This is a genomic window from Citrobacter sp. CK194 (assembly GCF_030333395.1).
Taxonomy (GTDB): Bacteria; Pseudomonadota; Gammaproteobacteria; order Enterobacterales; family Enterobacteriaceae; genus Citrobacter_B; species Citrobacter_B koseri.
This window is the reverse complement of record NZ_JAOWGA010000019.1, coordinates 1,230,251-1,256,162: the sequence shown is the minus strand read 5'-3', so window position 1 is coordinate 1,256,162 and position 25,912 is coordinate 1,230,251. Positions and strand designations below refer to the sequence as shown.

Genomic DNA, 25,912 nt, shown 5'->3' with positions numbered 1-25,912 from the left:
GGTTTGTAGCTCCACCCCACCCTCTACAAAAGGGTTTCAGTCTCATGCAAAGGAGCAACAACTATGAGTACATTACTCACTATCCCCGATGCCGCCGAACTGGTCGCACACACCCTTACCGCCCTTAAAGCTGCTGGTTATGCCAGTGCCGCAATGATGCCTGTTCATAAAAATACCTCAAATGAAGGCGAAAAAACGGAAGTACAGCAGCAACCCACTACTGCACCAGAAGTGTATGTAGCGCCCGGCAAGCAGTATGCCAACGCGCAGGAAGCGCTTGCGCATATGGTGCGCGAACTGAAAAACCCGCAACGCGACAACTACAACGAAACGCTGGATTTTACGTTTGCTTCGCTGGCTCAACTGCTGGACTTATTGCGCGAGCCGATTTACCAGCATGGCCTGATGCTCAAACAGGAGTTTGAGAAAGGTGATGAACTGCCTTTAGATATGGTGACAACGTTTATCCATATCCCAACCGGCACGGAAGTTTCTTTCCGTCTCCCAGCCTACATCAAAGAAGATAAACGCCTGGACGAATGTCAGCGCGTGGGCGCGTCGTTTAGCTATTTTCGCCGCTATGGTCTGCGTCAGGCGCTGGATATCACTGACGGTGATGACGACATTGACCAGGCTGACGCGAAACGCGAACGCCGGAAAGCACGGGCGCGGAACAGTAGCCGCAAGTGGAAGCCGACCACCAGCAGCCGGACAAAACCTGAATCCATTCTCAATGTGTTGGTTGCCTCGGGCGAGTTTTCTGGTAGTGCTACCATCGCCCAGGCTAAGTCCCGCAACCCGTTTTTGCGCACACCTTCTGAACTTGCTGAGGACTTTATAAGCGGCGCAGATCGCATCATGGATGACGAAGGCATAGCGCGTGATACCGTCGCCCGTTTTGGCCTGACGGATGCACTCTGGCAGGATTTTTACAATGGTTATCGCGTTGACGGTGACGAACTGATAGACGATGAAACAGGGAACCATGTAACCGCTGATGTGGCAATGGCTATTGCTGAATCAGTTACGTCATGTGCTGTTTCTGCCGCTGCCGCCAACAGCATTGTTGATACCCGCGAAGCGGTCAGCGTTGTCACAGCATCTGCCTTTGTGCCAGACAAACGACCTACCACCCCGGAAGAAGAAGCCTTTATTTCTGCAATTGAGGCTGGTCATGATGATGAGATAGCGGAAATCGCCGAGCGACTCATTGGCGCTGATATCGCTATGGGGCTGGATATTAAGGCAGAACGCAACGACACGCGCTACGCTCGCCGTAACTGGCTCAAAGCCTGTAAGGTGTTTTACACCAATGCTTTGATTGCCGGGAATGCGAACTTTGACACACTACCGCCTACACTCACAGAGTCAGCACAGCGCATTGATGCGCCTGACGATATGCAACAAAAAGCCGATATAGCGCGTGAGATTGCTGCGGGAAACACTGACACAGACACCAAACTGCAACAGCTTCACGAAATAGCGCAACGCTGTGATGCTCATACAGCCAGTTATATAGACACGCTTATTCTTCATGTTGAATGCGACGGGCTAAATAGTGAGTTGCCCGTATACATCCCCGAATCAGAATTACCGTACTGATATGCGGGGTGCTCTACATGAAAACTACAGAAGAAAAGTTACAACGTAACTTTGAGCGTCAGCGCACGTACCAACAGCGAGCTATAGAGCGCCAGCGGGAAAAGCTGGCTAACCCTGAATGGCGTCAGGCTCAATACGAAAAACAGCGGGAACGTCAATCCCGCTACATTGAACGGGCAAAAAACAAACCATTTAAACGCGGGTTAAAGGGACGGACACCCTGCGCCGCTGAACGGTTGCTGATGGATAAAATCGGGGCTTTACCCTGTATTGCCTGTTATGTGCATGGTGTCATTAACGAAGTTGTAGGTTTGCACCACATTAACGGACGAACGATTGCCGGTGCTCATGCTTTTGTGCTGCCACTGTGCAATCACCATCATCAATACGCCGCGCCACCAGCGATACGCGCAATTTATCCTTGGCTGGTTCCGGTTCATGCTGATGGTATTCATGGCGGTAAAGCCGCATTCGAAGCGCTAAACGGCACACAGGAGCATTTATATAGCCTTTGCCTTGAGATGATAGCCTGAATCCTCTAAAACGCCGCCAGCGTTCATCTGGTGGCGTTACCGCTCCCCCTCTTTGCTGTATCCCTTCCCCTTCATGCCTTTTAATAGCCACGATACGACTAAAAGAGGTGTATATGTCAGAAAATAACTACGGTGCTCTAATGCTAAAATCTGCGCTGGCAACCAGTGTTGATTTAAAAAATGTAACGGCACCCGGCATCTATCCTGTTGATGCTGGTAATGCCAGTGCGCCAGTAACAACTAATGGTTTGTTAATTGTTCTTCCACCTGTTTCCAGCCCCAAACGAAAATTTATTGCATCAGACTGGAATGTATACACTCTAACTGGAGGTGGCTGGAAAGGACTTGGTACTGCCGCAACAAATGATGTGACAACATCAAGTCATGATGTAACCGCTGGGCGGGTATTAAAAGTTGGTGATTATGGTCTTGGTGTGAGTAACGGTAGCGTTAAATCGTTAGCCAGTATTTATGATATTACTTGCTCAGGCGAGTATAACGCGATGGGAAGCGGAACCACCTCGCCGACAGTGGGCATCCCTGCTGATTCTGGTAATACAAGATTCGCCGTTTATGCTGGTAATATTTACAGCAATCAATATTTGGTAACTTTGACCAGCAACGTACATTTTTATGTCGGCCTTGTTAATACAGCGAATAAAACAGCTACATGGTCAAAATTCTACAATACATTATATAAGCCCACCTCATCAGATGTTGATGCCGTATCCGCATCGAATGGGGGTGTTTTTAGTAAATTCGTTCGATTTAATGAAGGGCTTACTCTACGGGGGAGTAAGGTCGGCGATGCTGGAATGGTCGGCATTAACTTTGGTGCTGATGATGCCAGTTTTAATGGCGCAAATTTATTACTGCAAAGCTGGTATGGAATAGGTTTTTATAGTTCGTTTCCTGCTGATGCGCCACGCGGCGTCATGGGATATGTAGATGTCCGTATGGGACGACTGGTAATGAAAGAACAAATCATTCCCGGTAATTATGCAAACTTTGACAACCGTTATCAGGCTAAAGGTAATTACACCCCTGCTGGTCAGGCTTATACGAAAGCAGAAAGCGATGCGCGTTTTGTTCGGGATGTCAGGCTGGGCGCTCAGGTGATGGTGAGTGGTTCCGCTAATGGTTCAGACGCCTCTCTTACCGCTCCTTCTGGGCACATGCTGACAGCCATACTTGACCGGGATACTCCGCGATGGCCGACACCAGACACCCCCGATCGTGCATATGCCCGTCCAGTCCAAAAATTCATTAACAACCAATGGGTAACGGTATCTCAGTTATGAAAATTTTTAAACACTTCGAATTATATGAACCTGATAATAAAGACCTGCCGAGTGCTCTTTATCTGCGGGATGAAAGCGGGCTTGACTGGTATGAGTGCCAGTCAGAGTTCGGGGGTGATTCATACAAAGTAGCCTATGACAGCGAGGGATTAATTGTTGCATGTGATAAGGATGCTTCATCGTTATTTCCGGCCGGGTTAAGCGTTGCGGAAGTGACGATTTTGCCGGAGGATTTCAGCATTGGTCAGTGTGTATTTAAAGACGGCGTGATTCAGCCGCGTCAGTATTCTCAGGAAGAATTGATAGCACAAGCGGAAGCAAAGAAAGCTGAGTTGCTCTCGGTGGCTACGGCTGCAATTGCCCCCCTTCAGGATGCTGTAGATCTTGGTGAAGCAACTGAAGAAGAAACAGCGCTTTTGATTGAGTGGAAAAAGTACCGCGTACAGGTTAACAGGGTTGATACCAGCAAACCGGAATGGCCTGAAACGCCAGAATAAACCGCAAAGGCCGCACTTACGCGGCCTGTTCTTTCTTTGCCCCTTTGTGATGTACCTCCCAAAGCGTTATCCCTATCGAATCACAAAAATCACCCAGGTGGTTTAGCCCAGACCATTCCCGGATGCCTCCCCTTGCCGCTTCAACGAAAATTGCCGCCTCAACCGAACGATGCAGACCGAACAACCGCCATTTTCCTTCCTCCGTTTTGGTTGCCACTATACGTGTGAACATGCCATTTTCGTAAAAGTCCCGAAATGCTGGTTTTTTGCGTGTTGTTACTTTCATAAAAGACAAATCCCCGAAATGTTATTAACAAATCAGGGATATGTTGGCACAAATCAACGGAATGACTTTTTTTATTCACCAGCGGTCACGATGCCTGTGCGATATCTCGCGCTGATGGCAGAGGGTTACTGTATACCATGCCGCTGATTATCGGCGCAGTTGTCATCTGGCTCTCATTTTTCCGCTTAAGCGTGATTGACAGCGTGCGGCTTGTTTCCTGGCTCGTCAAAGGCTGCGTGGACAGCAAAATCATCGTTAACGGGATGACCACCAGCCCGGATTGTTCCAGAAAACGCCGTTTACCTCCCAGCTTGTATTTCGGCGCTATCCCGGACACGGCCAGATTCAGGTAATTTGCCGGGGCGCTGTCTGTCGCTGTTTTTGCAGGGCAAAAAATCACAGCTTTGTCGAAGCCAGCGACGGTAAGTTGTAGCGCTGACAGGTCAGGCGGCGTTGATGATGGTGCATTTTCGCCGTGAAATATCTCCAGATCGCACACGATGCGCTGTAGCGGGTTCTGGAACTTTAGCGACCACGAACCAGCCAGAAGCCCGCCAAACACATCAATAGTGTGTTGTGGATACGGTATGCTGTTAATTGGCGCACTACTGCCGCGTACCTCCGCTGGCATGACCCAATCAGGTACAACGCTGGCGTCGTTAATTGCCGCCTTTTCAAGGTCGGATATTGCTACCAGTTCTTCCGGTGTTAATGCCATTATTTCCCCTTAGCTGTAAGAAGCTGGTCAATGTGTGCGGCTTGTGCGTACAGGTCGTTAAAGATGTAATTCAGTTCAGCAAAATCAACTGCATCACCCTGAATCAGTTTTCCCGTCTGGTCGATGTATGTCGGCTTAAAACCATCAGTCTGTTTAGCAACTGATGGCTGTTTTACGCTGGCATATTTTTGACCACGAAAAGGATAGATGCGGCTTACAGTCGCGAAGCTATTCATCACGCTTCCACCCTGGCTAACAAATCACGATATTTTTTGTACAAGTCTTTGAGTATGAAATTCATCACTTGTGCTGAAAGTCCATCGCCGAACACAAGATTTCCGTTTTCATCAAAATATGTCGGCGCAAAGCCGGTAGCCTGTAATTCTTGTGATGGCTCCTGCTTATTGGGGATATCGGTTCCCCCTTGCCCCTTATAGGTTTTGTCTGTTTCCGCCCAGCTATCCATTTTTCACCTTCATTTGTTTGACCGTAACCAGTGTGTTGAATGGCGTAATAAGAGCGCCATCGTTTACTGTTGCCGTTCCGTCAATGCGGGTTAATAACGACTTAAGCGCCCTTACCCTGATTCCCTGAGATTCTGTTGCCCGGATCGTCTTTTGTGTTTTCTCATACTTAATCCCAGCCCATACACACGGAAACGCATTTCCGGGGAACATTGGCGCGTGGTGTGTGAGTCTTACATTTGGTGGGGTGGCGGCGCTGTATACGTCACCGCCAAAAGTCGATGAAACAAGCGAATCAGGTAACTCTATATCTGGAGCCATACCGCCACACTGGACAAATACAGTACGCAGAGGAACACGGTTGAAGGCTGCGCCAACTGCACCAGTAGTTAAGCCTACCCGACTTAATGGAAGCCAGATAAGGTTATATACCTGTTGCATGTATGCGCCTACTGATGGCCTTGATTGCGTGGAAACGCTCAGCCCAGCTTTAGCCTGTTGCAGAGCATTACGATAATCATCATCGTCTCGCCCGTCTCTTTTGATGCTGTATTGCTCCCCCCATGCGTCCAGGAGAGTCCCCGTTGAGTCCGTCAGAGAAAACCCCTTTTTTATATACTCAATCGCCGCAACCATGCTTGCGTTGCCTGATTTTAGCCCTGCGATTAAGTCAATGTTTCTCTGATGGCGCACTTTTGAGGTCAGTCGCTCTTTGGCGAGTTGCTCGGGGCTTTTGATTACCGGTTCCATTACGCCACCGTCACAGAATTTGAGTCAGTCACCGCGATTATCCCGTTACCTACTGGAACATGCTTATCCGTTGGGGGTGATGTAGTGCCAATTTTTACTGTAACATCAGTAAGAGTCGGAAACGCTGTTAGCAATCGGGCATAAATTTGACCGGAAAACACATCCTTACCCGGCGTAAGTTGCGAAAAGTACGCTGTTATTGTGTTTTTCGTAACACTGATGTAATCCGCTGGCCTTCCTGTTGTTTCTCCATCCCAAACATCACCAGACACATCGACGTAAATAAGCTGGAAACTCTGACGGCTGAAATACACCGTTTCTGTTACTTCGCCATCAGTCGCTGTCCCTGATACATCACCATAAAAACCGCATTCTGCGGCGGCGGCATCATAAATAGCCTGTGCGATATCATCATCATTACCACCAGCTACAAATACCTGTATCGACTTGCCGGGGATTCCCTCCGCGTTGGTATTAATCCCCCTGTTCGTCTCTACTGATGCGTATGAGACACCACTTACCGCTAACACGGCGTTTTTAACACCGGGGCGTGATGCACTGATGTTAGCGCGAGCCGCCGCCGCTTCTGCCTGTATGCGTTCGCGATAGGACTCATCATCTTCAATGAGATAGCCCTTAACGCCATTTGCAAGTACCAGAATGTCATTATTTGCAACATAGCCAAATAAAACGCCTGGAAACTCTGTATCGCTCTGATAGTAGGCTGTGGCGGGAAGGCCTGCGCGAACAATATCAAACACGTCATCTGCAAAAGAAAACTGAATTACCGTTCTTCCATCGGCGGCATACAGTAATGCCCCGTATGCTGATTGGTACGTTGTCAGTGATGTTTCAGTCTCAGTTATCTGTGCATACAAACGATTAAGTATTGTGTCTGAGGTATCGCCCTCCTGATACTGAGTTGAATACGGCTTTCCTGACACGTTGATAGTAAAGGTGTTGCCTCTTGTAATGGCATCCTGACGCACTTTCAGCACGTATCCTGTTGCCGACTTTCCATCTTCTTTTACTTCACTGTTTGTCGCCCAATCACCCGAACTGCCGGAAATGGTAAAAGTTTCCCCGGCACCGATGACCTGACCCGGCTCTAAAAGGTAGATGACATAAGCTAAAGAGCGCGTAAGCCCACGGCGTGGCAAGTTAAATCTCTCTCCCAGCCCGTCTAACTGTGCGCCTTCTGCCATTGAGATGAAAAAGCCGGAAAACACCCAGCCGATGGCCTCAATAATATTTAGGTCATCCTCTGCCGTTATTGCGATAGTTTGCCCGATCAACGAATCGCCATCGGGGTTAACATCCCCCAATGGAACCTTTAACTTTTCGTATTTGTCGCCGCGTAGCTCCGGCAATCTGGCACCATGCCAGCCACTGTCGTTAACTAATTCCACTTGTAACCTCTGTACTGGCTGAGCCAACGTAGACCGCAAAGCGGATTGTGTAACTCCCCTTCACATCACTGATGGCGGTTGTCTTTGCGTCGCTAACTCCCGGTGTGCGCCTTGCTTCTGCATTAATCATGTTGGATACAATCGACGCCGGAAGTCGTGATGCCATAATGCCAGGCACCCACGGCAAGCCCTGAGTTTCATCAAGCCACCACTCCCCGCGATTTGTTCCTACTCTTATTTCGGCCTGCTGCGCTATACCGTCAATTCCGCCGTCCAGCACGAAATCACCGTTACGGAGAATCACCCCGTTTTCGTCCTGCATAATGTCCAGCATCAGTAATTCATCCCCTCAACGAACGTCAGATTTGAGACCCATACAAGGCATCGGCTTGAACCAACGGCTTCAACCCTCTGAACCTGTCCAACTGGAATAACTCGCTTACCCCGACACGTTGGCATAATCAGCGTTAACGATTCGCCTGGTTGCGGCCTGTGCGCTGAAAGAAAGCAGCCTTTTACACCCTGGCGATATTGTGTCGTTGTGATGTTCATTCTGTGTGCATCCATTTTTCAACGTGAACCACCGTTACGGCCGCGTCCAGTGATTCAATATCCAACAGGTCATCAAGGTCGAAACCTTCCCCGGCATCGTTTAGCATTTGTGCCATTGCTGCCTGATGCGGCAATTCAAACGGCAAATCGCTATAAAAAGGCATGTACTGGTCTTTGCATTCGCGACAGGTCGCCATGACCATATAAAGGGGCGCATTAATCAGGGGGATGCACTCGACGCGATCCACAACCAGCCCGGTACGTTCGGTAATGTTGATAATCTCGCCCTTGCTGATGGTTGTGCTGTAGTCACCAGCCATCAGAAAGCCTTTGTTTGAAAGCGCAATTTGCGCCGCAGCATCATTCATTTTCATGGCGATTCCTTATGTCGGCTCATCGGAAAGGTTGCCCTGCCCGTTTTCTCTGTGTTTATGGGATTTACCGGACTTGCCGCCGCTGATATGGTCAGCCGCTTCGCTATTTCCGGTTACTTTGACGTTGCCGCCGAATTCAGCATCTCCACCGCCGTCAGTGCCCTGACTGACAGAGCCAGAAATCGTCAAATTCCCGTTGATAGTGGTCATTGGCGCGGTCATATCGATGCCGCCCGGCGCGTTTACGGTCATTTTGTTGCCCGTAAACGCGAATGTTGCGCCCTGCCCGGTATCGCCTTTAATGCTCCCGTCATCCCACTCGATGAAGGTGCTTCCGCTGAAAACTCGGATACCGGGACTATCTGGCATCTGATGAATGGCTTTATCGGAAAATCCGCACAGTGCGACGGCGTTAGAAAAGGTTTTATGGTCTGGCTCGTCTCCGTCACCGTGGGATAACGCTATTAATAAGCACTCATCGCCGGGAGACACTCGCCCACTTACGCCGGAATTGCCGCCATCCCAGACCAGTGAAAGAAGGCGAACATTTTCAACTACTGGATAAGCAACAGGCTCTGGATTGTCGCCAAATGAACGCTTAGGGACTGGCCTGACGGTTCCGCGTCCCTCTCCTACAGAGACAATCACAGCCTCAAGAGCAAAAAGCGCTGAATTAAGCGTATTCTCGATAATTGCAGTAACTTGGCTTCCCGCTCTCATGCAATGATGCCCTCCCATGAGGATGACCATGCCTGACGGTCACGCGTACTGAATCTGTGGGAGATTTTCTTAACGATAATGTTCCAGCCTTCGCCCATTGAAGGAGACGTAAGCTCTATCTGTTCGCCAATCTCAACGCCGCCACGTAAAAGCGACTCCCACGTTATGGCTTCAATAACACCCATCTGGCGGCGAGCGCCTTTTGAGTAATCAACCTGAGAACCTTTAGGAGGCCACTGGTATGTAGTAATGCTCTTATCGTGCTTCTTCTGGATTTGGTCTTTTTCTGATGGGTTCTTTTTTTTGGTGCGCTTTGGTGAGTGGATCTTCAAAAGCGGAGCGCCAAGTAACCCCGTTTCAGGTGAAAAAATCGCAGCGCCAGTAAGAACAGAATCACCGGCAGTGACAACTATCGACTGATATTGAATTGACCATGTAGCATTAACTGGCTTGCACAAGCTGGTTAACACGTCGCGGGATAAGGCGACTCCGCTTATGTTTTTAGGCAAAGGCAATGCAGCGGCGGCTTTCGAAACCTGACACCCCAGCCCCATATCTGACGCAACCAGTGATACAGCTTCTTTGAGGTTTTGCCCCTTACGAAAAGTGCGTGATGTGACGCTGGCGCGAAATGGAATAAGCGCCTCATAAATTTTCATTTTTAGACCGTAAACCTCGTTAGGCTTGATGGTTACGGCGCTGATTAGCTCCCCCTGAAACAGGGTGAACATTCCTTCATCTATATAGCCAGCGGCAACACTGACGGTAGATCCAGCCTGAGCGATTGCGTTTTGCGTCTGAGGTGTAAGCCCCCACACGGTCAAGTCAGCTTCGTTCGGCTCTTTTTCATCGTCACGCACAGATGAAAAATCCACGTCCACATCAGTAATGTGGATTGTCTCGCCGTCTGTGCAGTTAACGGTTATTTCGAACTGACGCCCGTAAGCCATAAAAACCCCTCCTTATATAGAAGTGATTTAAAGGCAACACCCAAGCCAATTACAGAAACGCCGCCAGCGGTAACGTGTCAATATTTGATACAAGGTTAAATCTGTGGATAAGCGCTAGCAGAATGCCAACCTGCATGATTTATGTTAGTGGTCAATATCGCTTTAAAGTGGCATGAATACTAACTTCCGTTGTGGATAACATTTATCGTGCCAGTTTCATTGTTACTGTTTTGTTTGAATTGTTGTGTCTGATTTATGCGCATTTAATATGTAACAGCCCTGCCATCTTTAAACGGGCAATTATTTACCCGTTGCAGTTTTCCGCCAGAAAGTGATAGAAACCCCCTCGACGCTGGTGGAAACAAGCCTGAGCGCAGTTTAATTCTTTTACTCCCCTTGTCTTATTCCAGCTTTCCGCTTTTGCTGCTGGTTCGTTTTATTCATGTCAATATGTTAACGCATCTGGTCGGATGAGATTGCAGAAACATTTCCGTTCATTTTTATGGTAATCTTGGTTTTCTGGCGTCTATCTAATTGATTTTTATGATTGAAATATATCTTGTTTGTGTACGGCTTTGTTTCCGCCTGAAACATTTATTAATTCTTTTATTGTTTTTGATGATTCTTTGCACAGCATTACCTTGTTTCTCATAATGTCCAACCTTTTATATCCGTTTGCCTCATCTTAGTAACTCTGTGATTGTTAATATGTTTTTCGATGATTAATTTTTTTATTTCCCGCAGTTGGTTAAATGCAAGGTATTGACGACAAAAAACATACAAAAAACGAGCGCAAAATGACCGCTTTTCATAATCCATTGATTTTAAAATATAAAATAATTTCTCTTTGTTTTTCCTGATATATTGATATATATCACACATGTCTATTGTTTTTTGTGATTGCCAAAAACTTATCCACACAACATAAAGTTAACTATTTCGTTACTATTTTTAACCTGTGTTGCGTTACGGTTTTGTTAATTTAGATTTAACCATTTATTTACATTGTTATGTGCTGGTGGATTTAGCAGGTACAAAAAAACCCGGCATTTGCCGGGTGTGCTTCGCTGATACTTTTTAAGCCATGCTGCTAAAAGCCGCCTCTACCTCTGAGGCGCTCAGCGTGGCTATGTCCCGATAAAGCGTTATTGCTTCCTGTGTCGTTTTACGCCCTCCCATTAATATCTTTTCACCACCACGGCTAATCATTTCAACACGGTAAATATCGGGTTTGGCTTTTAAATTTGTACGTAATTGAAGTGATTTAAACAAACACCCGCGCGGATACTTCTTTTGATACATAACATCATTATCTTTTATTGCTGAATTTGACATTCCCTATCCTCTTGTCTGTAAATATTCTTCTATTGAATTGGTTAATACCTTTCTCATTGCTGCAAATGGTGGTGATTGTAAATATGCGCTTGGCACGTCCTTTACTGCGTGGTTAAGTATCAACTCCACGGCAAGGTAATCCTCTCCACGTACTGCGGCAGAGGTGCGAAATAATTTACGTAAATCATGGCAGCGCCATTTTATGCCAGCGCGTGATATGGTTGTAACCAGCGTATTATATTTAATCTCTGAATCACCTATAACCTCTAACCATTCTCTAATTAACGGGATGTATTTCACTGGCAACGGCAAAAGAAGGTCAGAGTGAGTTTTCGTGTTACGGTCTGGAATAAACAGCTTACCGCTTGTCAGAATAGAGTTACCAGACAAAGAAAGCGTTTCTGATGCCCTTAGCCCAAAGCACAGCATCAGGCGTGTAGCTGTCCTGTATGGCTCGCGTAATGATTCAATATCACGAACGACAGACGAATACTCGTCAATGCTAACTCTGGCAGGTCTGCTTAGCGCCCGATGGCGCTTTATTCTTTTCCCTATCGTCCTGGCTGCGGAGCGCATTGCCTCCAGCATTCTCCCCAATGAACCCGGCGCGGCTGGTTTGAATTTAATATCAGCATGAATTACCCAGGCAACTACGGCAGCGACGCAATCAATTCGCTGGCGAATAGTTGACGCCGCCAGACCATTATCAATACATCTGTCAGCATATCTTACCCATGTATCTGGCACACTTGCGGCGCGAACCCCAAGCGAAAGGACAGGCTCCAGCATTCGAACAGCGTGACGCTCGTTGATAATGGTCTTTTCACGTAAACTGACCGCCTTAGCGCGGCGGTCAACCATAATAAGCAAATCACTCAGCATTAGTGCTCACCTTTGTTTAAAGCTGGTACTGCTGCGAGCATGGCCTTGTAGATTTCGCGATGATGGACATAAAAAACAGTGTCGTCGCTGTCGTTATAAGTCACATCATCGCTATTCATTGCGGCAATAATCATTTCATCGGTTGGCTCAATCGGAACTAATGCGTAACCATCTGGAATTACCGGAGAGTTGGCATAGGCTTCACCACTGGTTACAGTGGTGCGCATAGGCGGATCAAAGGTGTTTTTAACCATTATCATTCCCCTTCTGCATAGCGGCGCGAGGCGTTAACCATAGCCTTGGCGTCGTCAGCATGGTTTTGAATGCTGCGATATTGGCGTCATGTTCTGCGCGTTCTTCCGGTGTCATCGCGTCAATTTCAGCGTAATAGTCGGCGCGACGTTGCAGCGCAGTCAGCAAAGTCTCTGTTTTACAGCCCTTGCCGATAATAAGACCTGGCTTTAACTCAACGTCGCACGGAAGGGTTACAGGGACTATCGGCGCTGGCTGCGGGGCGGCGATAATCTGAAACTCAGCGTTTAATGGCTGCGCTTTCAACACAAAATCAACCTGGTCGCGCCGGATGGTTTGCCACTCTGTAACCTGCCCGTTATAACCATTTCTGATTCGATATTGATAAATAACCTCCGCGCTATCAGCCTTGCGGCGTTCCTGTATCTCTTTCGCCATTGCGATTTCTTGCGTGGTTGGTGGTACACCATCAACAACACCAGATAATATTTCCGCTAGCTCTGCGTCTGTTAGTTTGTTATTCATTTGATGACCCCAAGCTCTGTTTTTGTTCTGGAGATTTCGCGCAGCGTAAAACCGAAAACCACACCGGAAGCCGCGAGGTATTCAGCGGCGTTTACAGCCAACAACCCATCAACCGCTCTAAATTCTGGCATCGCCTCCCATCGTTTAGCAGAGTGGTTTATATAAACCGTGTCATTTAGCGTTGAATAAGTTGCCATATCGCGTGATGCCATCGCTGCTTCAATACCGAGCGCAGCCGTAATAATCTTGCGTGAGACAAATCCATGCTCGATGAACATTGCTTCTATGAATTGAAGGCGCATAAGCGGGAAGCGACGAAGATTAAGGACTGTTAGTTTGTTATTGCTCATTTAAAAATCCCCGTCGCCGACTGAAAGGTAATGACTGGCAGATAAAGCGACCATCTTGTTACCCGCATCGCTATCACCCAGTAACAGATTAAAACCGCCCGATGCCGTGTAATAACATGCGTCAGGAAACTCCTGTTTAACTTCATCCAGGAGTGCGGCAAGCGCTTTTGTAAGGCGCTTAAATCGACGTTCTACATTCGGACACTTTTCATCTAACAGATTGTATGCCCCGTAATAATCACCGCCGATATGCTCTAATAGTTCTTCTGTATTCATTCTGTTACCGCTCCTTACCAGTTGCTCATTTCTTCAATAACGGCGCTATCTGCATCTAACTGGTCATTGATAACTTCATCATTGGGCAATGGCTCAACATTACGCGCAGACTGAAAAATGACAGCATTCTCACGGCACCAGTTTTTCCACTGTTTTTTATTTGCAAATCCGTCAGGGTGTCCCATCCAGTGACGAGTTTCTTTACGGAATGCACGATTAAGGCGATTTAATTCTGTTTTAGCCATGTTTTTACCGCCCTTTATGGGGCGTCTCCGTTAGTTGTTCCTGAATGCTTCGCTTAGCCTGTTGACGCGCACGATGTTTGTTTGTACGAATCTCAGATTCGTAGCCATTCCCTTTTCGATAGCCGCGAGAGCGACACAGGGAACAGGTACAGCCATCTACAGAATAAAATTTCCCGTATGGTTTCATTTTTTCTGTCATCCTCTTACAGCTAATGCAGTACGAATCGCATTCGCGATAGCAGCGTAAAACGCTGCATCTTCATAATCTTGCTGTCCCGCCCATTCAAAAATAACGGCGGTAAACTTCATGTTGCTGATTACCGTCGATGTTGAATCGCTACGGGCATATAAAGCCACCCATACACCCGGCTTAATAACCTTGCTCTTAACAACACCCAACGCCGGAATTACCCCCCGAATGGCAGACGCATGACGTTTAGCAGTATCCTTGCTTACACCTTCGCGTTCGCTGCGGTCAGCCACCAGCCTTAACGCTTCTTCGATAAGGTCACGCGATAATCGGCGCTCGCTTCTTTTGGTCTTAATTTTGTCCATTCAAATCACCTTTAGTAATCATCCAGACGGTTGCATTCGGGCTTAACCGGATTTCAGTCACCAACCCACGCGAAGCCATATTTTTTAATTTCTGACGAATGTCATACTGGAGAATTACTTTGTCAGGGTGTATGCGACACACCGCTTCACGAATGAAGCTGGTATGCATCTTTTGGTCTTTTAATTTCGGGCTTTCCCATCGCTTGAAAGCGTCGAAAATATCTTTATCCGTAATGATGTAACGGCGCATTACTACCTCTTCGTTTTTTCTTCAATAACAGGAAAGTCAATACCAATGCGTAATGCCGCAGCGGTATTAAATATCAAACCGATACGTGGTGTGGCCTCCAGACCTTCAATTCGTCTGATGGTTGAGCGCATTACTTTTACCAACTCTGCAAACTCGGTTTTATCCATGCCTAATTCACGGCGCAAAGCACCGCTTACAAGCTGGTCAGTTAACTGGCCTATGGTCATACGGCGCTTTTCTGCCATGACCTTTTTTACCGTTTCATTCGACATAAAAAGCCCCTTTAACTAATGCTTACTACGTACTGGTTATCGCTTAATTTGAATGCGTGAATAGCTGTTCTGGATGCAACCCAGCCGTCATCGCCGCGAAGAAGTAGCGGAATTGTTTTCTCCGTGTTAATTAATTTTTCTATTGCTTCCTTTGCATTTTCATCATTGCTGGTATCAAACATGAAGGCGCGTTGTTTTACTTTGACGACATTGATCCTCTCAGATCTGTTTAAATATTTGACCAGCCTTATATCTGTTTCCTTAACAGGATTAATCATGAGGTTTTCAATTGAATGCTTCCCGCTTACCCGATATGGGTTTTTATATTCAACCTCCCCGGCAATACTTCCGTTTGCCATGAGCCAAACGATATCTTTAAGCGGGTAATGACTCCCCTGAATTAATACATGCTCCTCACCCTCTCGGACTCGGATAAAGACTTGATTACCCTGCTCACCCATCCCTTTACGGGACTTACGGAATAGTTTTCCGTTACGATATTCGAAAAGCTCATGACATTTTTGATAAAGCCAAGCCTGATTAATCTCTTCCCCTCCTGCTGTAGCGCCATTGATTAAATCAGCCAGACAAGACACATCAGCATCAGCAACCGACCTTAGAGCGGCTCGCATCACATCAGGCAGTAGCAAACCACCATCTTTTACGCGATTTTGAGCGCGACGGTAGGTTTCGCTATCCGCTCTAAACTGAATAATTTGCGTTCTTTTGTTCATCGTTTTCTCAAATTAAGTTAGGTGGAATGTAAATCCCGGTTGAAAGTGCTTTATGAAAAGCATTAGCCAAACGACAGGAGTTGATTTCGTCTCTGGACATAGCGGGACGTGGCTTTATAGCCTTCTTTTTTTCTGGTCTTGCTGATTTCAGGGCGCGTGTAATAGCCCCACTCACGAAAAAATTCTTTTGAGCGTGTTTAAGGTGGTAAAGATATTTACCAGTGGTTTCACATTTGATCTTCTCTATTTCCACATAAGGAGACCTAAACATATTCCATATTCTACGGGCTATATTTTTAGCCGTTTGTTTCTTGAATTTTGCGTTTACTTCTTCTCGGATTTGGCTCATTGACATAAAACGACCAGTCATAATTTTAACGAGGTCTTTTGCTGTCACATTGCGCTTCAACTGGTTATAGGCCAGCAAAAGGGATTCACGGAAATACTCACGGGCAGAGCCGCCGAACGTCTCCGCCCCCTTTCTTGCCAGTTCCCACGCATGGCGAAATATCAGAGAAAAATCACGCATGATGCGCCCCCTATGCGTTTCTGCTGAGATTTTTCGGATGCGTGGCAATGAAAATGCCGTGATTTTCGCCGTGCGGCGCTACGTGAAAAAACAGGCCGCGACGTGATATTTCGGAGAGAATCTTTGCGGTACGTTCAGGCAAAGACTGAACATTTTGACGTGGTGAAATATTAGAGACTTCATCGCCAAAAAGATGAGCAATGTTATCGCCCTCATCTAATCGGCAACAAATCAGGAGTAATGCATTAACAACATGATTCGTGTTACTGGTTTTGCTTAACTTTACACCAAATATAGCCATAACAATCACCCATATTCTCTATGGACTCAGTGTTATTGCCCTACCGAATGTATATTATGTTAAATTGAATTTATGACGCCCAATACGGGCTTACTCCCTTGACTCATAACGCATCCCTCGCCTTTTTCTGCACGCCTTCCATCGTGTCCTGTGTGAATTCTGCAAACTGTTGGCGGTTATCCCTGCGTCAGATTTCACGTAGCGCACGCATTAAAAACCCGGCCACTGTGACCGGATAAGCCGATGGGACCTGCGTTTCTCATTACCTGGCGGCAATTACCGCATCTGCAATTTCCACAAAACCAGCACCTCCCGGGCCACGGGTAATCCACTGCGGAGGTTTCGGGATTTGATCAAGGTAATCTGATACCGTGCTCACTCCAACCGTATGTTCAAAGAATGAAAACATCGGCGCATCATTCGTCGAGTCGCCGCTATACAATACGGCAGAACGTTCGGCATCAATGTCGAGATCGTAAAAATCCCTGAGCACTCGTCGGGCCATAGATAACTTGTCATATTCTCCAGACCAGCCAAGAATCCAGAGATTGTTTACGGTGGTTGTAGCGCCTGCTTGCGTCAATGCGTTAAGTATTAATGAACACTGATGGGCTTCTGGCGGTTTAGCAAAGGCAATGGACGTCATCCTGAAAGGTTGATCGTCGGCAAAATGAGCGGCAGGAATTTCCCTTTTTATCTGTTCCCCAATTTGCGTCAGGCGCTCAGCGACGTCAGGATATTTTTCTGTGCCGTGCCAGAAGAAACGCTCAATGCCATGACCGTCATTTCGCCTTCTGAAAAACACACCGCCCTCTCCTTCTTCGCGATCCATGCGCAACAGATTTACTTCTCATTGATTTCCGCCTGAACCTGCTATACGCTTAGTTCACAAGGTGATGGTGTTCCACCTTTCCCAACCGCCGGTTCGCTCGAATCGGATGATGACGCCTGATATACAACTGTTGCTGTTTTTCTTAGGCATGTATGTCGGGTATCGCTATGAATAGTAAAACAACCACTTCATTACTTCCTGAATCTCATCTTTTTGAAAAGAAAGATGTTATCCATGCCTTTGACTATCACAACATCAGCAACAACGTAGCGCTCACCGGCTCTTGTTATGTCCATCGGCCCGTCTGCAACACATTGTTCATTTGCGATGCTGAACGTTTCTCATTACTTGAGAGGTGGCGTATGCATATGTACAAACACGCATTATTACTGGTCCAGAATGAAATCGATGGTGTGCTGTTGCTGCACCATGCTGAACGTCTGGCAAAAGAAATGGGGACTCAGATCACCCTCGGGCATATCAGTTCTGATTACCGGGAGCTGGATTACACGAGTGATGCTTTAACCCGGGATCGACAATCACATGAAGTGATCGAGGCCAAAGCGATGCTCAGTCGCCTGGCGGAATCCAGCAGTATTCATGTGCAAGTGAAATCAATTATCAGCATTCAACGTTTCAAAGACGTTGAAGCGGTTATCCAACATGAGGATATCGACCTGGTCATGCTGGGTCATAAGAATCGCCTGTTTGGGGTTTTTTCCTCGTTCTCTTTTGAGTTCATCAATCATCTCTCGGTTGATGTGCTGATTAAACATATATCCACTCCATAAAATAAGGTCATTTCTATGAGCTATGAAATTGAACGTGTGATCGCAAGAGAAATTCTGGACTCCCGAGGTAATCCGACCGTTGAAGTCGAAGTCTCCGCCATCGGCGGCGGTGTTGCGCGCGCGTCAGTCCCTTCCGGTGCCAGTACCGGTTCGCGCGAAGCCATTGAGCGCCGTGATGGAGATAAGTCGCGTTTTGGCGGCAAAGGTGTATTGGGCGCGGTTCAGAGTATCAATACTGAGATCGATAATGCGCTACGGGGATATGATGTCCGCCGCCAGAAAGATATTGATAACCGCCTGATAACTCTTGATGGTACGGAAAATAAAAGTCGTCTCGGGGCCAATGCTATTCTCGGGGTATCGCTTGCCGTGGCGCGTCTGGCCGCGCAGCTATCAAACATTCCGCTGTATCGTTACCTCGGCGGCGTTGGCGCTAACCTCCTCCCGGTTCCTTGTATGAATATCATCAATGGCGGCGTTCACGCTCGCTGGCAAGGCGCCGATTTTCAGGAATTCATGATTGCCCCCTGGGGCGCAAGCTCTGTTCGGGAAGCCATTCGCTGGGGTAGCGAGGTGTATCAGAATTTACGTCAGGTCTTACTGGAGAAAGGTTTGTCTACTGGCGTGGGCGATGAAGGTGGATTCGCGCCAGCAGTCTCGTCAAACCGGCAACCGCTGGAATTGATTGTCGAAGCGATCGAAAAAGCCGGTTATAAACCCGGCGAGGATATTGTTATTTGCATGGACCCTGCATCCAGCGAATTTTATTCAGACGGAAAATACACCCTGCGCAGCGAAAATGCGCAATTCAGTGCGGAAGAGATGACGCGCTATTATGAGCGGCTGGTCAACGAATTCCCCATTGTTCTGATCGAAGATGGCCTGGCCGAAGATGACTGGGCTGGCTGGCGAATTCTGAGCGATACGCTTGGCAATAAGATTGAACTGGTGGGTGACGATCTTTTTGTGACTAACGTGAAATATATCCAGCGAGGAATTGATGAAAATCTGGCGAATGCCGCACTGATCAAATTGAACCAGATTGGTACGTTAAGCGAGACAATCGAAGCGGTTCAATTGTGTCATGATCATCACTGGGGCAGCTTTATCTCACACCGTAGCGGAGAAACAATAGACAGTTTCATTGCTGATATGACGGTAGGCTTACGCGCTGGACACCTCAAAACGGGAGCGCCAAGCCGTGGAGAACGCATCGAAAAATACAATCAGCTAATGCGTATTGAAGATGAACTTGGCGATGCCGCCGTTTTCGCCGGTAAATCTGCCTTCAGAAAAGGTTAACGCTCTGAAACCTCTCCCGTATTCCGGTATACGGGAGAGGCATCAAAAACATCCCGGTACAGATCTTCGCCATAACTGATATCCAGAGGCACGCCTTCTGCTATTTTGTATGTCCTTTCTCCATCGTCGCGTCGTTCGGCACACAGGTATACCGTGTCCTGGCGATCCTCCTGATAAAACGAACATGCAAATTCCGCAGTATGCGTAACAAAAAAGAGTTTCACGTTACTTTCTGCCAGTGCGGTTACCACGCCTCTGATGATTTCGGCCCCTTCCCGACTGTTTGTTGCAGAGAACGATTCGTTAAACAGCACCAGGTCATCACGTTGTAGAGCATCAACAATATCACTCATTCGTCGGAGCTCTTCATCCAGCTTTCCGCTGACCATATGGCTGTCTTCTTCACATTTGTAATGCGTGAATATCTGTCGACAAATATCTGCGCTATAACATTCAGCAGAAACGAACATCCCCGTCTGCATCATTATCTGCGCCAGCCCGATACTGCGTAAAAACGTGGATTTCCCTCCCTGGTTTGCGCCAGTGATAATAAAAGTATTTTTATTATCCGTTCTTAATGTGTTGCTAACGATTTCCCGATCCGATGTCAGTGCAAGGCAGGGATCAAAGAGTGCCTCAAACACATGATGGCGTTCTCTTTGATATATCGGGACAGGAAAGCACAGTGGAATATTGCGTTTGTTTAAGGCCTGCGCAAGATTAAGGCATGAAATATAAAATCCTAATTCAGTGCGCAGTGACTTTAGAAAATTAAGCAAATGCGCGGTGGATTGCGCCATTGCATTGGCGATCAATACGAGCCCTTCATCCTTTAAGTCGCTTAATGCCCTGAAGCCATTTTCATCACGCGCGGCTAGCTGTACGGTGTAATGCGCTGGTCTTTTTGTCCAAAGACGTCGGAGCCATCCTTTTTGCGGGGGATTGGGCCGCCTGAGTACATAGTCTTTGCCCTGATTCCCCTGCCCTAATCGCGCGCTGATTAATACGCCTTTTTTGAAAGACATCTGTTTCAGATGTCTTTCAATAGTACTCATATAATCATCGTTTAACTCCTGAACAAGCATCGAGAAAAGACGAACCATCCCCGGAGATTCAACGTGATGGATGTTTTCTTGTGCGATAATTTTTATTTTCTGTAAATAGGTCATCAGGAATTGGGTAAACGAAAGAGACTGATGCAGCACAGCGGAAGGATAATGACCAAAAACGCCATAGTGAAGTTTTTCTTTTTCCATTTGCAGACATTCAACCACCACATTATAGAATGTTCTGATAACGTCCTCATTATACAGGCAATCCCGCAGAATAGCCTGCCTGTACTCAATGTCAGGAATGCCCGATAGCAGCACGGAACATGCCTTTCTGACGACGGAATAAAGAAAATCATCTCCATCAGACAACGCATGAAACAACACTGCCAACTCCAGATCTTTCATGGCAAATTTGATGTTCTCTGGGATATTATCGTCAACGATAAAATCGTTATCTTTATACATCAGATACGCGTTCATCCGTTTAACCTCGTTTTTATCTGCTCATATGTCAGCCCATGCTTTATCACCAGCGTCGTTGACCATGCGATACCATCGGCCGGTTTCCTGGTGATTTTATAGGTTCTTAATGCCGCATTATTATGCTCAACCGTACTCATTAAGCTGACGATGGACGGGGCTAATGCCGTAAGATCGTCGATAAACGTTACGCAGACACAAAGCGCATCGAGCATGACTATTTTCTTGATTACCCGCGTTCCCAGATAAATGGCGTCCCGCGATGTGGTTGACGTAAAAATCTCATTCATGATAATCAAACTGTGTGATGTGGCAGCATCAAGGATCGCTTTTATTCTCACCAGGTCGTCATACAGTTTTCCCCGGAGGTTATAAATATTTTCGCTTTTCTCAAAATGCGTAAAAATAGTGTCTGTCAGAAAGAGCTTTGCCTGCCTGGCAGGGACATAAATGCCCAGCAAGGCAAGAAAATGCAGTTGCCCTATCATGCGGGCAAAGGTGGTTTTCCCGCCCTGGTTGGGGCCCGATATGACGAAAATACGTTCATGCTCCTGGAAGCTGAAATCATTGCAGACAACCTTCTCCTTTTTCTCAAGGATGACCTCTGCAAGCGCGAGATCGAAAGCCGCAACAGCCGAAATAGCTTTTTTATCTCGTAGTACCTCCGGGATACAAAACGGCAGCCCTTTCTGCCGAAATTTTTCAATGTATTCCACAACAGCCAGATAAAACTGCACTTCACGTTCAAAAAGATCCAGCGTGTTATCTCTGTAGCGCCTGTTGGCATCTATAAACACATCAAGTTGATGAAACTCGGCGGGAAATAGTCTGGCAACACAATCCAGAACTTGTGCTTCAATATGGTTCATCCCGAAGCTGTGATGTCTACTCTCCACCTCGACATTCACATCATGCTGCTTAAACTTTGAGAACACATCGAGGATCTCATCGCTATAGTTTTTCTCCTGGTGATACAGTTCAACAATAATGGTGTCGCCTTTAATTTTCAGACCGTACTGAACCGCCTCCAGACTTTTTCTTATCATAGTGGCGGTTGAATATAACCCGGTAAAATTTTCACTCTCGATATACTGACGAAGATAATGCCTGAAATTAATCATACCGTCGGAAGACAAAGACAGCGGCGCTATACGCTCATACAGCGCCGTAACGGCCTGGCAATACAACAAAATGCACTCAAGCTCCCAGCGCCGCTGTTGATAGAAGTAAAACCGGTTTGTTTTTTCTTCTGAAATCTCCCTGATATTCTTCATATCTGTGGAATATGCCATTAGCGCCTTATAGAGCGCATGTATTGTCACATCCTGAATAATTTCCTGTCGATAGAGGATATCCTCCAGACATTCGAGCGGTGAATAAAAGAAAGCGCTGATGCCGTACTCTTCCCGCCCCTGAACAATGCGATCGACGATTTTATCAAGATTCAGATCGACAAAATATGCAGGAGCACGATCGCCCGAAGGGGGTGTATGACGACGACCAGAGGCATACAAAACGGTAATAAATTGCAGCGATGTTGTTGAGGTACGGCGCATAATGACTCCTACACAATACACGTTGACTTGTCCACGCGGGGCAACGTCCAGAATGTGCAGGCATCATCAGCCAGAGGGCGGTTATGAGGAGGAATGCCATCTCCTGTAAAAAACGTAGCAATGAACTCTGTAATTAGCCAGATCTCGTGTAAGATTTTTTGGATTAACCAAACGGAAAATTGGCAAATATGATCATCAGCTCTCGTCACGCTCGTCTTGTCAGCAAAGTAAAAAAACGGGCTACGCTTGTCGCCACCGCGTTTTTACTTGCCAGTTGCGCCTCAAAACCTCCCGTTTCTCTGGTTATGCCCCCTTCTTCCGCGACGCCAGCCCCATCCCAGAAAAATCAGCAGCCGGTTCGTGGTATCTGGCTGGCAACCGTTTCGCGCCTTGACTGGCCTCCGGTCAGTTCCGTGAATACGAGTAATGCGGCGGTTCGGGTACGTCAACAACAGAACGCGTTGATCGAAAAGCTGGATAAACTAAAAAGTCTGGGAATTAATACCGTGTTTTTCCAGGTCAAGCCGGATGGAACGGCGCTCTGGCCGTCAAAAATTTTACCGTGGTCAGATATGCTGACCGGAAAGATTGGTGAAGATCCGGGCTACGATCCGCTACAGTTTATGCTTGATGAAGCGCATAAGCGGGGAATGAAAGTACACGCCTGGTTTAACCCCTACCGCGTATCAGTAAACACCAAACCGGCAACGGTGGCGCAGTTAAACGCGACGGTGACGTCAAATCCGGCGAGCGTGTTTGTGCTGCATCGCGACTGGGTGCGCATCTCTGGAGACCGTTTTGTTCTTGATCCCGGCATTCCTGACGTCCGGGACTGGATCACCAGTATCGTGGCGGAAGTGGTCACACGTTATCCCATCGATGGCGTACAGTTTGATGACTATTTCTATACCGAAACGCCTGGCTCCACGCTTAACGACAATTCCACCTTTGCCCGATATGGTCAGGCGTTTGCCTCAAAAGCGGACTGGCGGCGACACAATACGCAACTGCTGATTGAGCAGGTGTCCCGCACGGTCAAAAACCTGAAACCGGATGTTGAATTTGGCGTCAGCCCCGCTGGTGTATGGCGTAACCGCTCGCATGATCCGGCAGGTTCGGATACGAGGGGCGCGGCGGCGTATGATGAATCCTATGCTGATACTCGCCGCTGGGTGCAACTGGGATTACTGGATTACATTGCGCCGCAGCTCTACTGGCCCTTTGCGCGTGACGCGGCCCGTTATGATGTGCTGGCGAAATGGTGGGCGGATGTGGTGAAACCCACGAATACCCATCTCTATATTGGCGTGGCGTTGTATAAAGTCGGCGAACCGTCAAAGAATGAGCCGGACTGGATGATTAATGGCGGCGTCCCGGAGCTTAAGAAGCAACTGGATCTGAATGAATCCGTCTCACAAATCAAAGGCACAATCCTGTTCAGAGAAAGCTATCTTGATCGGCCGCAAACCCAGCAAGCGGTGAACTATCTGAAAAGCCGGTGGGGAAGCTAACCTCCCCACACCCTCTTGTTCCGTGAGACTGACTCAGCCGTCATCCCTTCAGGCGGCTGATATTCCCATCAATTTGCTTTTGGATATAGTTCAGCGTGTCGCCCGTGATTTGCCCCGGGTAGAGGTCGGTAGCAATTGCGCTGAACGTCGCCGCAACGTCGCAAATAGTCGCGATGATCTCCGCGACTCTGGTGGCTGGCAATTCGGCTTCCTGTTCACCCAACGCCTGAAGATGCTTTCTTTCAATATCCAGTGCTTCACCCATCACATCCATCTGATGATAGCCGCCAGGCCCATCGCAATAGGTCACATCATAGGCGGGCGCCAGGGTCCATTGTCCATCTGCGGACATCAGATAAGCGAAGTTCTTAGGATGATCGTCCCGGTTGTTGAACACGACATTAAAGACCACTCGCTCGAAGGCAAGCGCTTTTTCCCGAATATCGTTGGTGCATATTTGCGTCGCACGTAAAAAACTTCGGTAGTCGAGCGAACCCGGCGTCTGGTAATTCGCGCCAGTGAAGGCGGCCAGACTTTGCATGGGCACACGCATCCCTTGTTCACGATCAAAACGGCGGGTGGCGAATGCCGCTTGCCCTTCCGGCAAGGCGAAATACGTAACGTCAGGCGTCTGGATGCCGCATTTGCGCAGACACGCTGAATAGACGGCTTCGATGGCGCAGACCTCGGCATGTTCCTGTCTGGCCGGGAATTTGACCAGCCAGCTTTCCGCGCCGGCTAACGGCGAGGTTGTGAATTTTGACGTGACAGTGTCACGGTAGAGTAATGCTTTTGGCCGTGCCCCCTGTGGTGAACCGCCCATTTGCAATAATTTTTGCAGGAACTCCCCGCCTTCTCCGCTCAGAACCTCCTGCACCTCTGCGGCCAGCTGCACCAGCGGGATCTCTTCTTGCGAGGTGAGTTCTGCCTCAGCCTGTACCGGCTGGAATGTCATTGCCCCCATTGCGTTGCCGCCCACCCAGGTGAGCCGCTCCAGGGGGCCAATTCGGGCGGCATTGAGTCCTCTGCGTTTGAATAAGCGATCCATCAGCAGCATTCCCCAGCCATCAGGCAGAGCGTCGTAAACCGGCCCCGGAAGATGTAATTGATGAGCCGGAAAGTCCCTGCGTAATCGCGGCCCCTCAAGCGGTAATGTTAAGCGGGACAGCTCAAAACCTTTGCGAACGGCCTCGTCACTGTATTCAAAGGCGATGACTGGCCGACCGGTCAATGCCGTTGATGAGACCAGCTTGCCCCAGAGCCATCGTTCCCCCCATCCTTCATAGAAGACGTCTATCTGCTCAGGCATCGCTATTTTTCCTCTTCACCCGCTGACGCGTCGCGCTCTTCTCATAACGTAAGATATCATCCAGGCTATCAATTTTGGGCTTGAACAGCGCTTTCAACGCGTCGCCATAACCTAATACCACCGCCACTCTGACCAGATTCTCGAAGCCCACATTTTTGCCTGCTTCAAGGTTTGAAACCGTATTGACGCCAACCCCCGCCCGGGCGGCCACGTCAGCCTGAGTCATCTGTTTTGCCAGGCGTTCTTTGCGTAACCGGTCGCACAGCAGCGTAACAATCTCGGCTGGAGAACTAAGGGTTAAATCCATCATAGTGTCCCTTATCGCAATATTTCTGACGTAATACACAATATTATAGAGTTAATGTGCAACGAAGGCAAAAAGCATAAACCACTATATAATGGAGTTATTGCCTATTC

At 47.8% G+C, this 25,912-nt stretch carries 35 protein-coding genes and 2 riboswitches; of the genes, 7 read left to right on the top strand and 28 right to left on the bottom strand.

What is annotated here, in order from left to right:
- Positions 1–63: 63 nt before the first annotated feature.
- The 4 genes from OGX80_RS22010 to OGX80_RS21995 all read left to right on the top strand — a co-directional run bounded on the left by OGX80_RS22010 (position 64) and on the right by OGX80_RS21995 (position 3,933).
- A complete protein-coding gene (locus OGX80_RS22010) occupies positions 64–1,602 on the top strand; it encodes an ERF family protein (RefSeq protein ID WP_286471465.1) in 1,539 nt (512 codons plus the stop codon).
- A gap of 17 nt (positions 1,603–1,619) precedes the next feature.
- Positions 1,620–2,135, top strand: a complete 516-nt coding sequence (locus tag OGX80_RS22005; RefSeq protein ID WP_286471463.1) for a Ref family recombination enhancement nuclease — start codon at positions 1,620–1,622, stop codon at positions 2,133–2,135.
- 113 nt (positions 2,136–2,248) lie between these two features.
- Positions 2,249–3,436 carry a tail fiber protein gene (locus OGX80_RS22000; RefSeq protein ID WP_286471462.1) on the top strand — a complete coding sequence of 396 codons (1,188 nt, stop codon included), beginning with the start codon at positions 2,249–2,251 and terminating at the stop codon, positions 3,434–3,436.
- On the top strand, positions 3,433–3,933 hold the full coding sequence (locus tag OGX80_RS21995; protein WP_286471461.1) for a tail fiber assembly protein: 501 nt from the start codon (positions 3,433–3,435) through the stop codon (positions 3,931–3,933). The genes OGX80_RS22000 and OGX80_RS21995 overlap by 4 nt, the downstream gene beginning before the upstream one ends.
- A 16-nt stretch (positions 3,934–3,949) precedes the next feature.
- On the opposite strand, the gene OGX80_RS21990 is transcribed toward OGX80_RS21995, so the two are convergent.
- The 24 genes from OGX80_RS21990 to OGX80_RS21875 form a co-directional block, all read right to left on the bottom strand.
- Positions 3,950–4,219: a hypothetical protein gene (locus tag OGX80_RS21990; protein ID WP_200076338.1), complete on the bottom strand. Its 270-nt coding sequence runs from the start codon at positions 4,217–4,219 to the stop codon at positions 3,950–3,952.
- An 85-nt stretch (positions 4,220–4,304) separates the two neighbouring features.
- Complete coding sequence (locus OGX80_RS21985; RefSeq protein ID WP_286471460.1) at positions 4,305–4,937, bottom strand: hypothetical protein; 633 nt, start codon at positions 4,935–4,937, stop codon at positions 4,305–4,307.
- Complete coding sequence (locus OGX80_RS21980) at positions 4,937–5,173, bottom strand: hypothetical protein (RefSeq protein WP_286471458.1); 237 nt, start codon at positions 5,171–5,173, stop codon at positions 4,937–4,939. Before OGX80_RS21980 ends, OGX80_RS21985 begins: the two co-directional genes overlap by 1 nt.
- Positions 5,173–5,403: a phosphoglycolate phosphatase gene (locus OGX80_RS21975; RefSeq protein WP_200076341.1), complete on the bottom strand. Its 231-nt coding sequence runs from the start codon at positions 5,401–5,403 to the stop codon at positions 5,173–5,175. Before OGX80_RS21975 ends, OGX80_RS21980 begins: the two co-directional genes overlap by 1 nt.
- A complete protein-coding gene (locus tag OGX80_RS21970; RefSeq protein WP_286471457.1) occupies positions 5,396–6,151 on the bottom strand; it encodes a hypothetical protein in 756 nt (251 codons plus the stop codon). Before OGX80_RS21970 ends, OGX80_RS21975 begins: the two co-directional genes overlap by 8 nt.
- On the bottom strand, positions 6,151–7,560 hold the full coding sequence (locus OGX80_RS21965; RefSeq protein ID WP_286471456.1) for a baseplate protein: 1,410 nt from the start codon (positions 7,558–7,560) through the stop codon (positions 6,151–6,153). The genes OGX80_RS21970 and OGX80_RS21965 overlap by 1 nt, the downstream gene beginning before the upstream one ends.
- Entirely contained in the window at positions 7,547–7,894 is a 348-nt protein-coding gene (locus tag OGX80_RS21960; RefSeq protein WP_200076344.1) for a contractile injection system sheath initiator, read from the bottom strand. Before OGX80_RS21960 ends, OGX80_RS21965 begins: the two co-directional genes overlap by 14 nt.
- A gap of 214 nt (positions 7,895–8,108) precedes the next feature.
- Positions 8,109–8,486, bottom strand: a complete 378-nt coding sequence (locus tag OGX80_RS21955; protein WP_200076345.1) for a hypothetical protein — start codon at positions 8,484–8,486, stop codon at positions 8,109–8,111.
- A gap of 9 nt (positions 8,487–8,495) precedes the next feature.
- Positions 8,496–9,206: a phage baseplate protein gene (locus OGX80_RS21950; protein ID WP_286471454.1), complete on the bottom strand. Its 711-nt coding sequence runs from the start codon at positions 9,204–9,206 to the stop codon at positions 8,496–8,498.
- Positions 9,203–10,156 (bottom strand): hypothetical protein, encoded by a 954-nt coding sequence (locus OGX80_RS21945; protein WP_286471453.1) that lies wholly within the window; start codon positions 10,154–10,156, stop codon positions 9,203–9,205. Before OGX80_RS21945 ends, OGX80_RS21950 begins: the two co-directional genes overlap by 4 nt.
- A 1,077-nt stretch (positions 10,157–11,233) precedes the next feature.
- The gene (locus OGX80_RS21940; protein WP_200076348.1) at positions 11,234–11,491 is read right to left on the bottom strand and encodes a hypothetical protein; all 258 of its coding nucleotides are present in this window, start codon (positions 11,489–11,491) and stop codon (positions 11,234–11,236) included.
- A 3-nt stretch (positions 11,492–11,494) separates the two neighbouring features.
- Complete coding sequence (locus OGX80_RS21935; RefSeq protein ID WP_286471451.1) at positions 11,495–12,373, bottom strand: tyrosine-type recombinase/integrase; 879 nt, start codon at positions 12,371–12,373, stop codon at positions 11,495–11,497.
- Entirely contained in the window at positions 12,373–12,627 is a 255-nt protein-coding gene (locus tag OGX80_RS21930; protein ID WP_286471449.1) for a hypothetical protein, read from the bottom strand. Before OGX80_RS21930 ends, OGX80_RS21935 begins: the two co-directional genes overlap by 1 nt.
- Positions 12,620–13,150, bottom strand: a complete 531-nt coding sequence (locus OGX80_RS21925) for a hypothetical protein (RefSeq protein ID WP_286471447.1) — start codon at positions 13,148–13,150, stop codon at positions 12,620–12,622. Before OGX80_RS21925 ends, OGX80_RS21930 begins: the two co-directional genes overlap by 8 nt.
- The gene (locus OGX80_RS21920; protein WP_286471446.1) at positions 13,147–13,500 is read right to left on the bottom strand and encodes a BrxR family helix-turn-helix transcriptional regulator; all 354 of its coding nucleotides are present in this window, start codon (positions 13,498–13,500) and stop codon (positions 13,147–13,149) included. Before OGX80_RS21920 ends, OGX80_RS21925 begins: the two co-directional genes overlap by 4 nt.
- Positions 13,501–13,776 carry a hypothetical protein gene (locus OGX80_RS21915; RefSeq protein WP_286471444.1) on the bottom strand — a complete coding sequence of 92 codons (276 nt, stop codon included), beginning with the start codon at positions 13,774–13,776 and terminating at the stop codon, positions 13,501–13,503.
- 14 nt (positions 13,777–13,790) lie between these two features.
- Positions 13,791–14,021 carry a hypothetical protein gene (locus OGX80_RS21910; protein WP_286471443.1) on the bottom strand — a complete coding sequence of 77 codons (231 nt, stop codon included), beginning with the start codon at positions 14,019–14,021 and terminating at the stop codon, positions 13,791–13,793.
- Positions 14,022–14,216: 195 nt separating this feature from the next.
- Positions 14,217–14,576 (bottom strand): hypothetical protein, encoded by a 360-nt coding sequence (locus OGX80_RS21905; protein ID WP_286471442.1) that lies wholly within the window; start codon positions 14,574–14,576, stop codon positions 14,217–14,219.
- On the bottom strand, positions 14,563–14,826 hold the full coding sequence (locus OGX80_RS21900; RefSeq protein ID WP_286471441.1) for a hypothetical protein: 264 nt from the start codon (positions 14,824–14,826) through the stop codon (positions 14,563–14,565). The genes OGX80_RS21905 and OGX80_RS21900 overlap by 14 nt, the downstream gene beginning before the upstream one ends.
- A 2-nt stretch (positions 14,827–14,828) precedes the next feature.
- The gene (locus OGX80_RS21895; protein ID WP_286471439.1) at positions 14,829–15,098 is read right to left on the bottom strand and encodes a helix-turn-helix domain-containing protein; all 270 of its coding nucleotides are present in this window, start codon (positions 15,096–15,098) and stop codon (positions 14,829–14,831) included.
- An 11-nt stretch (positions 15,099–15,109) separates the two neighbouring features.
- Positions 15,110–15,832 (bottom strand): hypothetical protein, encoded by a 723-nt coding sequence (locus OGX80_RS21890; RefSeq protein ID WP_286471437.1) that lies wholly within the window; start codon positions 15,830–15,832, stop codon positions 15,110–15,112.
- A gap of 7 nt (positions 15,833–15,839) precedes the next feature.
- A complete protein-coding gene (locus OGX80_RS21885) occupies positions 15,840–16,361 on the bottom strand; it encodes a hypothetical protein (protein ID WP_200075822.1) in 522 nt (173 codons plus the stop codon).
- 10 nt (positions 16,362–16,371) lie between these two features.
- Complete coding sequence (locus OGX80_RS21880) at positions 16,372–16,662, bottom strand: hypothetical protein (protein ID WP_286471435.1); 291 nt, start codon at positions 16,660–16,662, stop codon at positions 16,372–16,374.
- A 262-nt stretch (positions 16,663–16,924) separates the two neighbouring features.
- Positions 16,925–17,494, bottom strand: a complete 570-nt coding sequence (locus OGX80_RS21875; RefSeq protein ID WP_233644110.1) for a Cof-type HAD-IIB family hydrolase — start codon at positions 17,492–17,494, stop codon at positions 16,925–16,927.
- 51 nt (positions 17,495–17,545) lie between these two features.
- Positions 17,546–17,620: riboswitch (Fluoride riboswitch) on the top strand.
- A 236-nt stretch (positions 17,621–17,856) separates the two neighbouring features.
- On the opposite strand from OGX80_RS21875, the gene OGX80_RS21870 reads away from it, so the two are divergent.
- A complete protein-coding gene (locus OGX80_RS21870; protein WP_012132409.1) occupies positions 17,857–18,285 on the top strand; it encodes a universal stress protein in 429 nt (142 codons plus the stop codon).
- A 15-nt stretch (positions 18,286–18,300) separates the two neighbouring features.
- On the top strand, positions 18,301–19,587 hold the full coding sequence (gene eno / locus OGX80_RS21865) for a phosphopyruvate hydratase (RefSeq protein ID WP_012132408.1): 1,287 nt from the start codon (positions 18,301–18,303) through the stop codon (positions 19,585–19,587).
- Here eno and OGX80_RS21860 read toward each other — a convergent pair.
- Positions 19,584–21,119, bottom strand: a complete 1,536-nt coding sequence (locus OGX80_RS21860; protein WP_115181644.1) for a MutS-related protein — start codon at positions 21,117–21,119, stop codon at positions 19,584–19,586. The genes eno and OGX80_RS21860 overlap by 4 nt on opposite strands.
- On the bottom strand, positions 21,116–22,675 hold the full coding sequence (locus OGX80_RS21855) for a MutS-related protein (RefSeq protein WP_115181643.1): 1,560 nt from the start codon (positions 22,673–22,675) through the stop codon (positions 21,116–21,118). Before OGX80_RS21855 ends, OGX80_RS21860 begins: the two co-directional genes overlap by 4 nt.
- Positions 22,676–22,725: 50 nt before the next feature.
- Positions 22,726–22,788: riboswitch (Fluoride riboswitch) on the bottom strand.
- A gap of 75 nt (positions 22,789–22,863) precedes the next feature.
- Between OGX80_RS21855 and OGX80_RS21850 the strand changes: the two genes are divergently transcribed.
- Complete coding sequence (locus OGX80_RS21850) at positions 22,864–24,186, top strand: glycoside hydrolase family 10-like protein (protein WP_115181642.1); 1,323 nt, start codon at positions 22,864–22,866, stop codon at positions 24,184–24,186.
- 40 nt (positions 24,187–24,226) lie between these two features.
- Here OGX80_RS21850 and OGX80_RS21845 read toward each other — a convergent pair whose 3' ends face one another.
- Together OGX80_RS21845 and OGX80_RS21840 are read right to left on the bottom strand one after the other, a co-directional pair.
- Positions 24,227–25,495, bottom strand: a complete 1,269-nt coding sequence (locus tag OGX80_RS21845; protein WP_115181641.1) for a type II toxin-antitoxin system HipA family toxin — start codon at positions 25,493–25,495, stop codon at positions 24,227–24,229.
- Positions 25,488–25,802, bottom strand: coding sequence for a helix-turn-helix domain-containing protein (locus OGX80_RS21840; RefSeq protein WP_047463672.1), 315 nt, complete (start codon positions 25,800–25,802; stop codon positions 25,488–25,490). Before OGX80_RS21840 ends, OGX80_RS21845 begins: the two co-directional genes overlap by 8 nt.
- Positions 25,803–25,912 lie beyond the last annotated feature (110 nt).

What these genes read in the sequence shown, in the direction of transcription:
- OGX80_RS21880 (WP_286471435.1), bottom strand. Translation starts at nt 16,662, where the DNA reads ATGGCTATATTTGGTGTAAAGTTAAGCAAAACCAGTAACACGAATCAT.
- OGX80_RS21885 (WP_200075822.1), bottom strand. Translation starts at nt 16,361, where the DNA reads ATGCGTGATTTTTCTCTGATATTTCGCCATGCGTGGGAACTGGCAAGA.
- OGX80_RS21950 (WP_286471454.1), bottom strand. Translation starts at nt 9,206, where the DNA reads ATGAGAGCGGGAAGCCAAGTTACTGCAATTATCGAGAATACGCTTAAT.
- OGX80_RS21915 (WP_286471444.1), bottom strand. Translation starts at nt 13,776, where the DNA reads ATGAATACAGAAGAACTATTAGAGCATATCGGCGGTGATTATTACGGG.
- OGX80_RS21975 (WP_200076341.1), bottom strand. Translation starts at nt 5,403, where the DNA reads ATGGATAGCTGGGCGGAAACAGACAAAACCTATAAGGGGCAAGGGGGA.
- OGX80_RS21855 (WP_115181643.1), bottom strand. Translation starts at nt 22,675, where the DNA reads ATGCGCCGTACCTCAACAACATCGCTGCAATTTATTACCGTTTTGTAT.
- OGX80_RS21845 (WP_115181641.1), bottom strand. Translation starts at nt 25,495, where the DNA reads ATGCCTGAGCAGATAGACGTCTTCTATGAAGGATGGGGGGAACGATGG.
- OGX80_RS21860 (WP_115181644.1), bottom strand. Translation starts at nt 21,119, where the DNA reads ATGAACGCGTATCTGATGTATAAAGATAACGATTTTATCGTTGACGAT.
- OGX80_RS21920 (WP_286471446.1), bottom strand. Translation starts at nt 13,500, where the DNA reads ATGAGCAATAACAAACTAACAGTCCTTAATCTTCGTCGCTTCCCGCTT.
- OGX80_RS21900 (WP_286471441.1), bottom strand. Translation starts at nt 14,826, where the DNA reads ATGCGCCGTTACATCATTACGGATAAAGATATTTTCGACGCTTTCAAG.
- OGX80_RS21905 (WP_286471442.1), bottom strand. Translation starts at nt 14,576, where the DNA reads ATGGACAAAATTAAGACCAAAAGAAGCGAGCGCCGATTATCGCGTGAC.
- OGX80_RS21960 (WP_200076344.1), bottom strand. Translation starts at nt 7,894, where the DNA reads ATGCTGGACATTATGCAGGACGAAAACGGGGTGATTCTCCGTAACGGT.
- OGX80_RS22010 (WP_286471465.1), top strand. Translation starts at nt 64, where the DNA reads ATGAGTACATTACTCACTATCCCCGATGCCGCCGAACTGGTCGCACAC.
- OGX80_RS21895 (WP_286471439.1), bottom strand. Translation starts at nt 15,098, where the DNA reads ATGTCGAATGAAACGGTAAAAAAGGTCATGGCAGAAAAGCGCCGTATG.
- OGX80_RS21930 (WP_286471449.1), bottom strand. Translation starts at nt 12,627, where the DNA reads ATGGTTAAAAACACCTTTGATCCGCCTATGCGCACCACTGTAACCAGT.
- OGX80_RS21910 (WP_286471443.1), bottom strand. Translation starts at nt 14,021, where the DNA reads ATGGCTAAAACAGAATTAAATCGCCTTAATCGTGCATTCCGTAAAGAA.
- OGX80_RS21925 (WP_286471447.1), bottom strand. Translation starts at nt 13,150, where the DNA reads ATGAATAACAAACTAACAGACGCAGAGCTAGCGGAAATATTATCTGGT.
- OGX80_RS21870 (WP_012132409.1), top strand. Translation starts at nt 17,857, where the DNA reads ATGCATATGTACAAACACGCATTATTACTGGTCCAGAATGAAATCGAT.
- OGX80_RS21890 (WP_286471437.1), bottom strand. Translation starts at nt 15,832, where the DNA reads ATGAACAAAAGAACGCAAATTATTCAGTTTAGAGCGGATAGCGAAACC.
- OGX80_RS22005 (WP_286471463.1), top strand. Translation starts at nt 1,620, where the DNA reads ATGAAAACTACAGAAGAAAAGTTACAACGTAACTTTGAGCGTCAGCGC.
- OGX80_RS22000 (WP_286471462.1), top strand. Translation starts at nt 2,249, where the DNA reads ATGTCAGAAAATAACTACGGTGCTCTAATGCTAAAATCTGCGCTGGCA.
- OGX80_RS21945 (WP_286471453.1), bottom strand. Translation starts at nt 10,156, where the DNA reads ATGGCTTACGGGCGTCAGTTCGAAATAACCGTTAACTGCACAGACGGC.
- OGX80_RS21970 (WP_286471457.1), bottom strand. Translation starts at nt 6,151, where the DNA reads ATGGAACCGGTAATCAAAAGCCCCGAGCAACTCGCCAAAGAGCGACTG.
- OGX80_RS21850 (WP_115181642.1), top strand. Translation starts at nt 22,864, where the DNA reads ATGATCATCAGCTCTCGTCACGCTCGTCTTGTCAGCAAAGTAAAAAAA.
- eno (WP_012132408.1), top strand. Translation starts at nt 18,301, where the DNA reads ATGAGCTATGAAATTGAACGTGTGATCGCAAGAGAAATTCTGGACTCC.
- OGX80_RS21990 (WP_200076338.1), bottom strand. Translation starts at nt 4,219, where the DNA reads ATGAAAGTAACAACACGCAAAAAACCAGCATTTCGGGACTTTTACGAA.
- OGX80_RS21935 (WP_286471451.1), bottom strand. Translation starts at nt 12,373, where the DNA reads ATGCTGAGTGATTTGCTTATTATGGTTGACCGCCGCGCTAAGGCGGTC.
- OGX80_RS21995 (WP_286471461.1), top strand. Translation starts at nt 3,433, where the DNA reads ATGAAAATTTTTAAACACTTCGAATTATATGAACCTGATAATAAAGAC.
- OGX80_RS21980 (WP_286471458.1), bottom strand. Translation starts at nt 5,173, where the DNA reads ATGAATAGCTTCGCGACTGTAAGCCGCATCTATCCTTTTCGTGGTCAA.
- OGX80_RS21940 (WP_200076348.1), bottom strand. Translation starts at nt 11,491, where the DNA reads ATGTCAAATTCAGCAATAAAAGATAATGATGTTATGTATCAAAAGAAG.
- OGX80_RS21955 (WP_200076345.1), bottom strand. Translation starts at nt 8,486, where the DNA reads ATGAAAATGAATGATGCTGCGGCGCAAATTGCGCTTTCAAACAAAGGC.
- OGX80_RS21985 (WP_286471460.1), bottom strand. Translation starts at nt 4,937, where the DNA reads ATGGCATTAACACCGGAAGAACTGGTAGCAATATCCGACCTTGAAAAG.
- OGX80_RS21875 (WP_233644110.1), bottom strand. Translation starts at nt 17,494, where the DNA reads ATGGATCGCGAAGAAGGAGAGGGCGGTGTGTTTTTCAGAAGGCGAAAT.
- OGX80_RS21840 (WP_047463672.1), bottom strand. Translation starts at nt 25,802, where the DNA reads ATGGATTTAACCCTTAGTTCTCCAGCCGAGATTGTTACGCTGCTGTGC.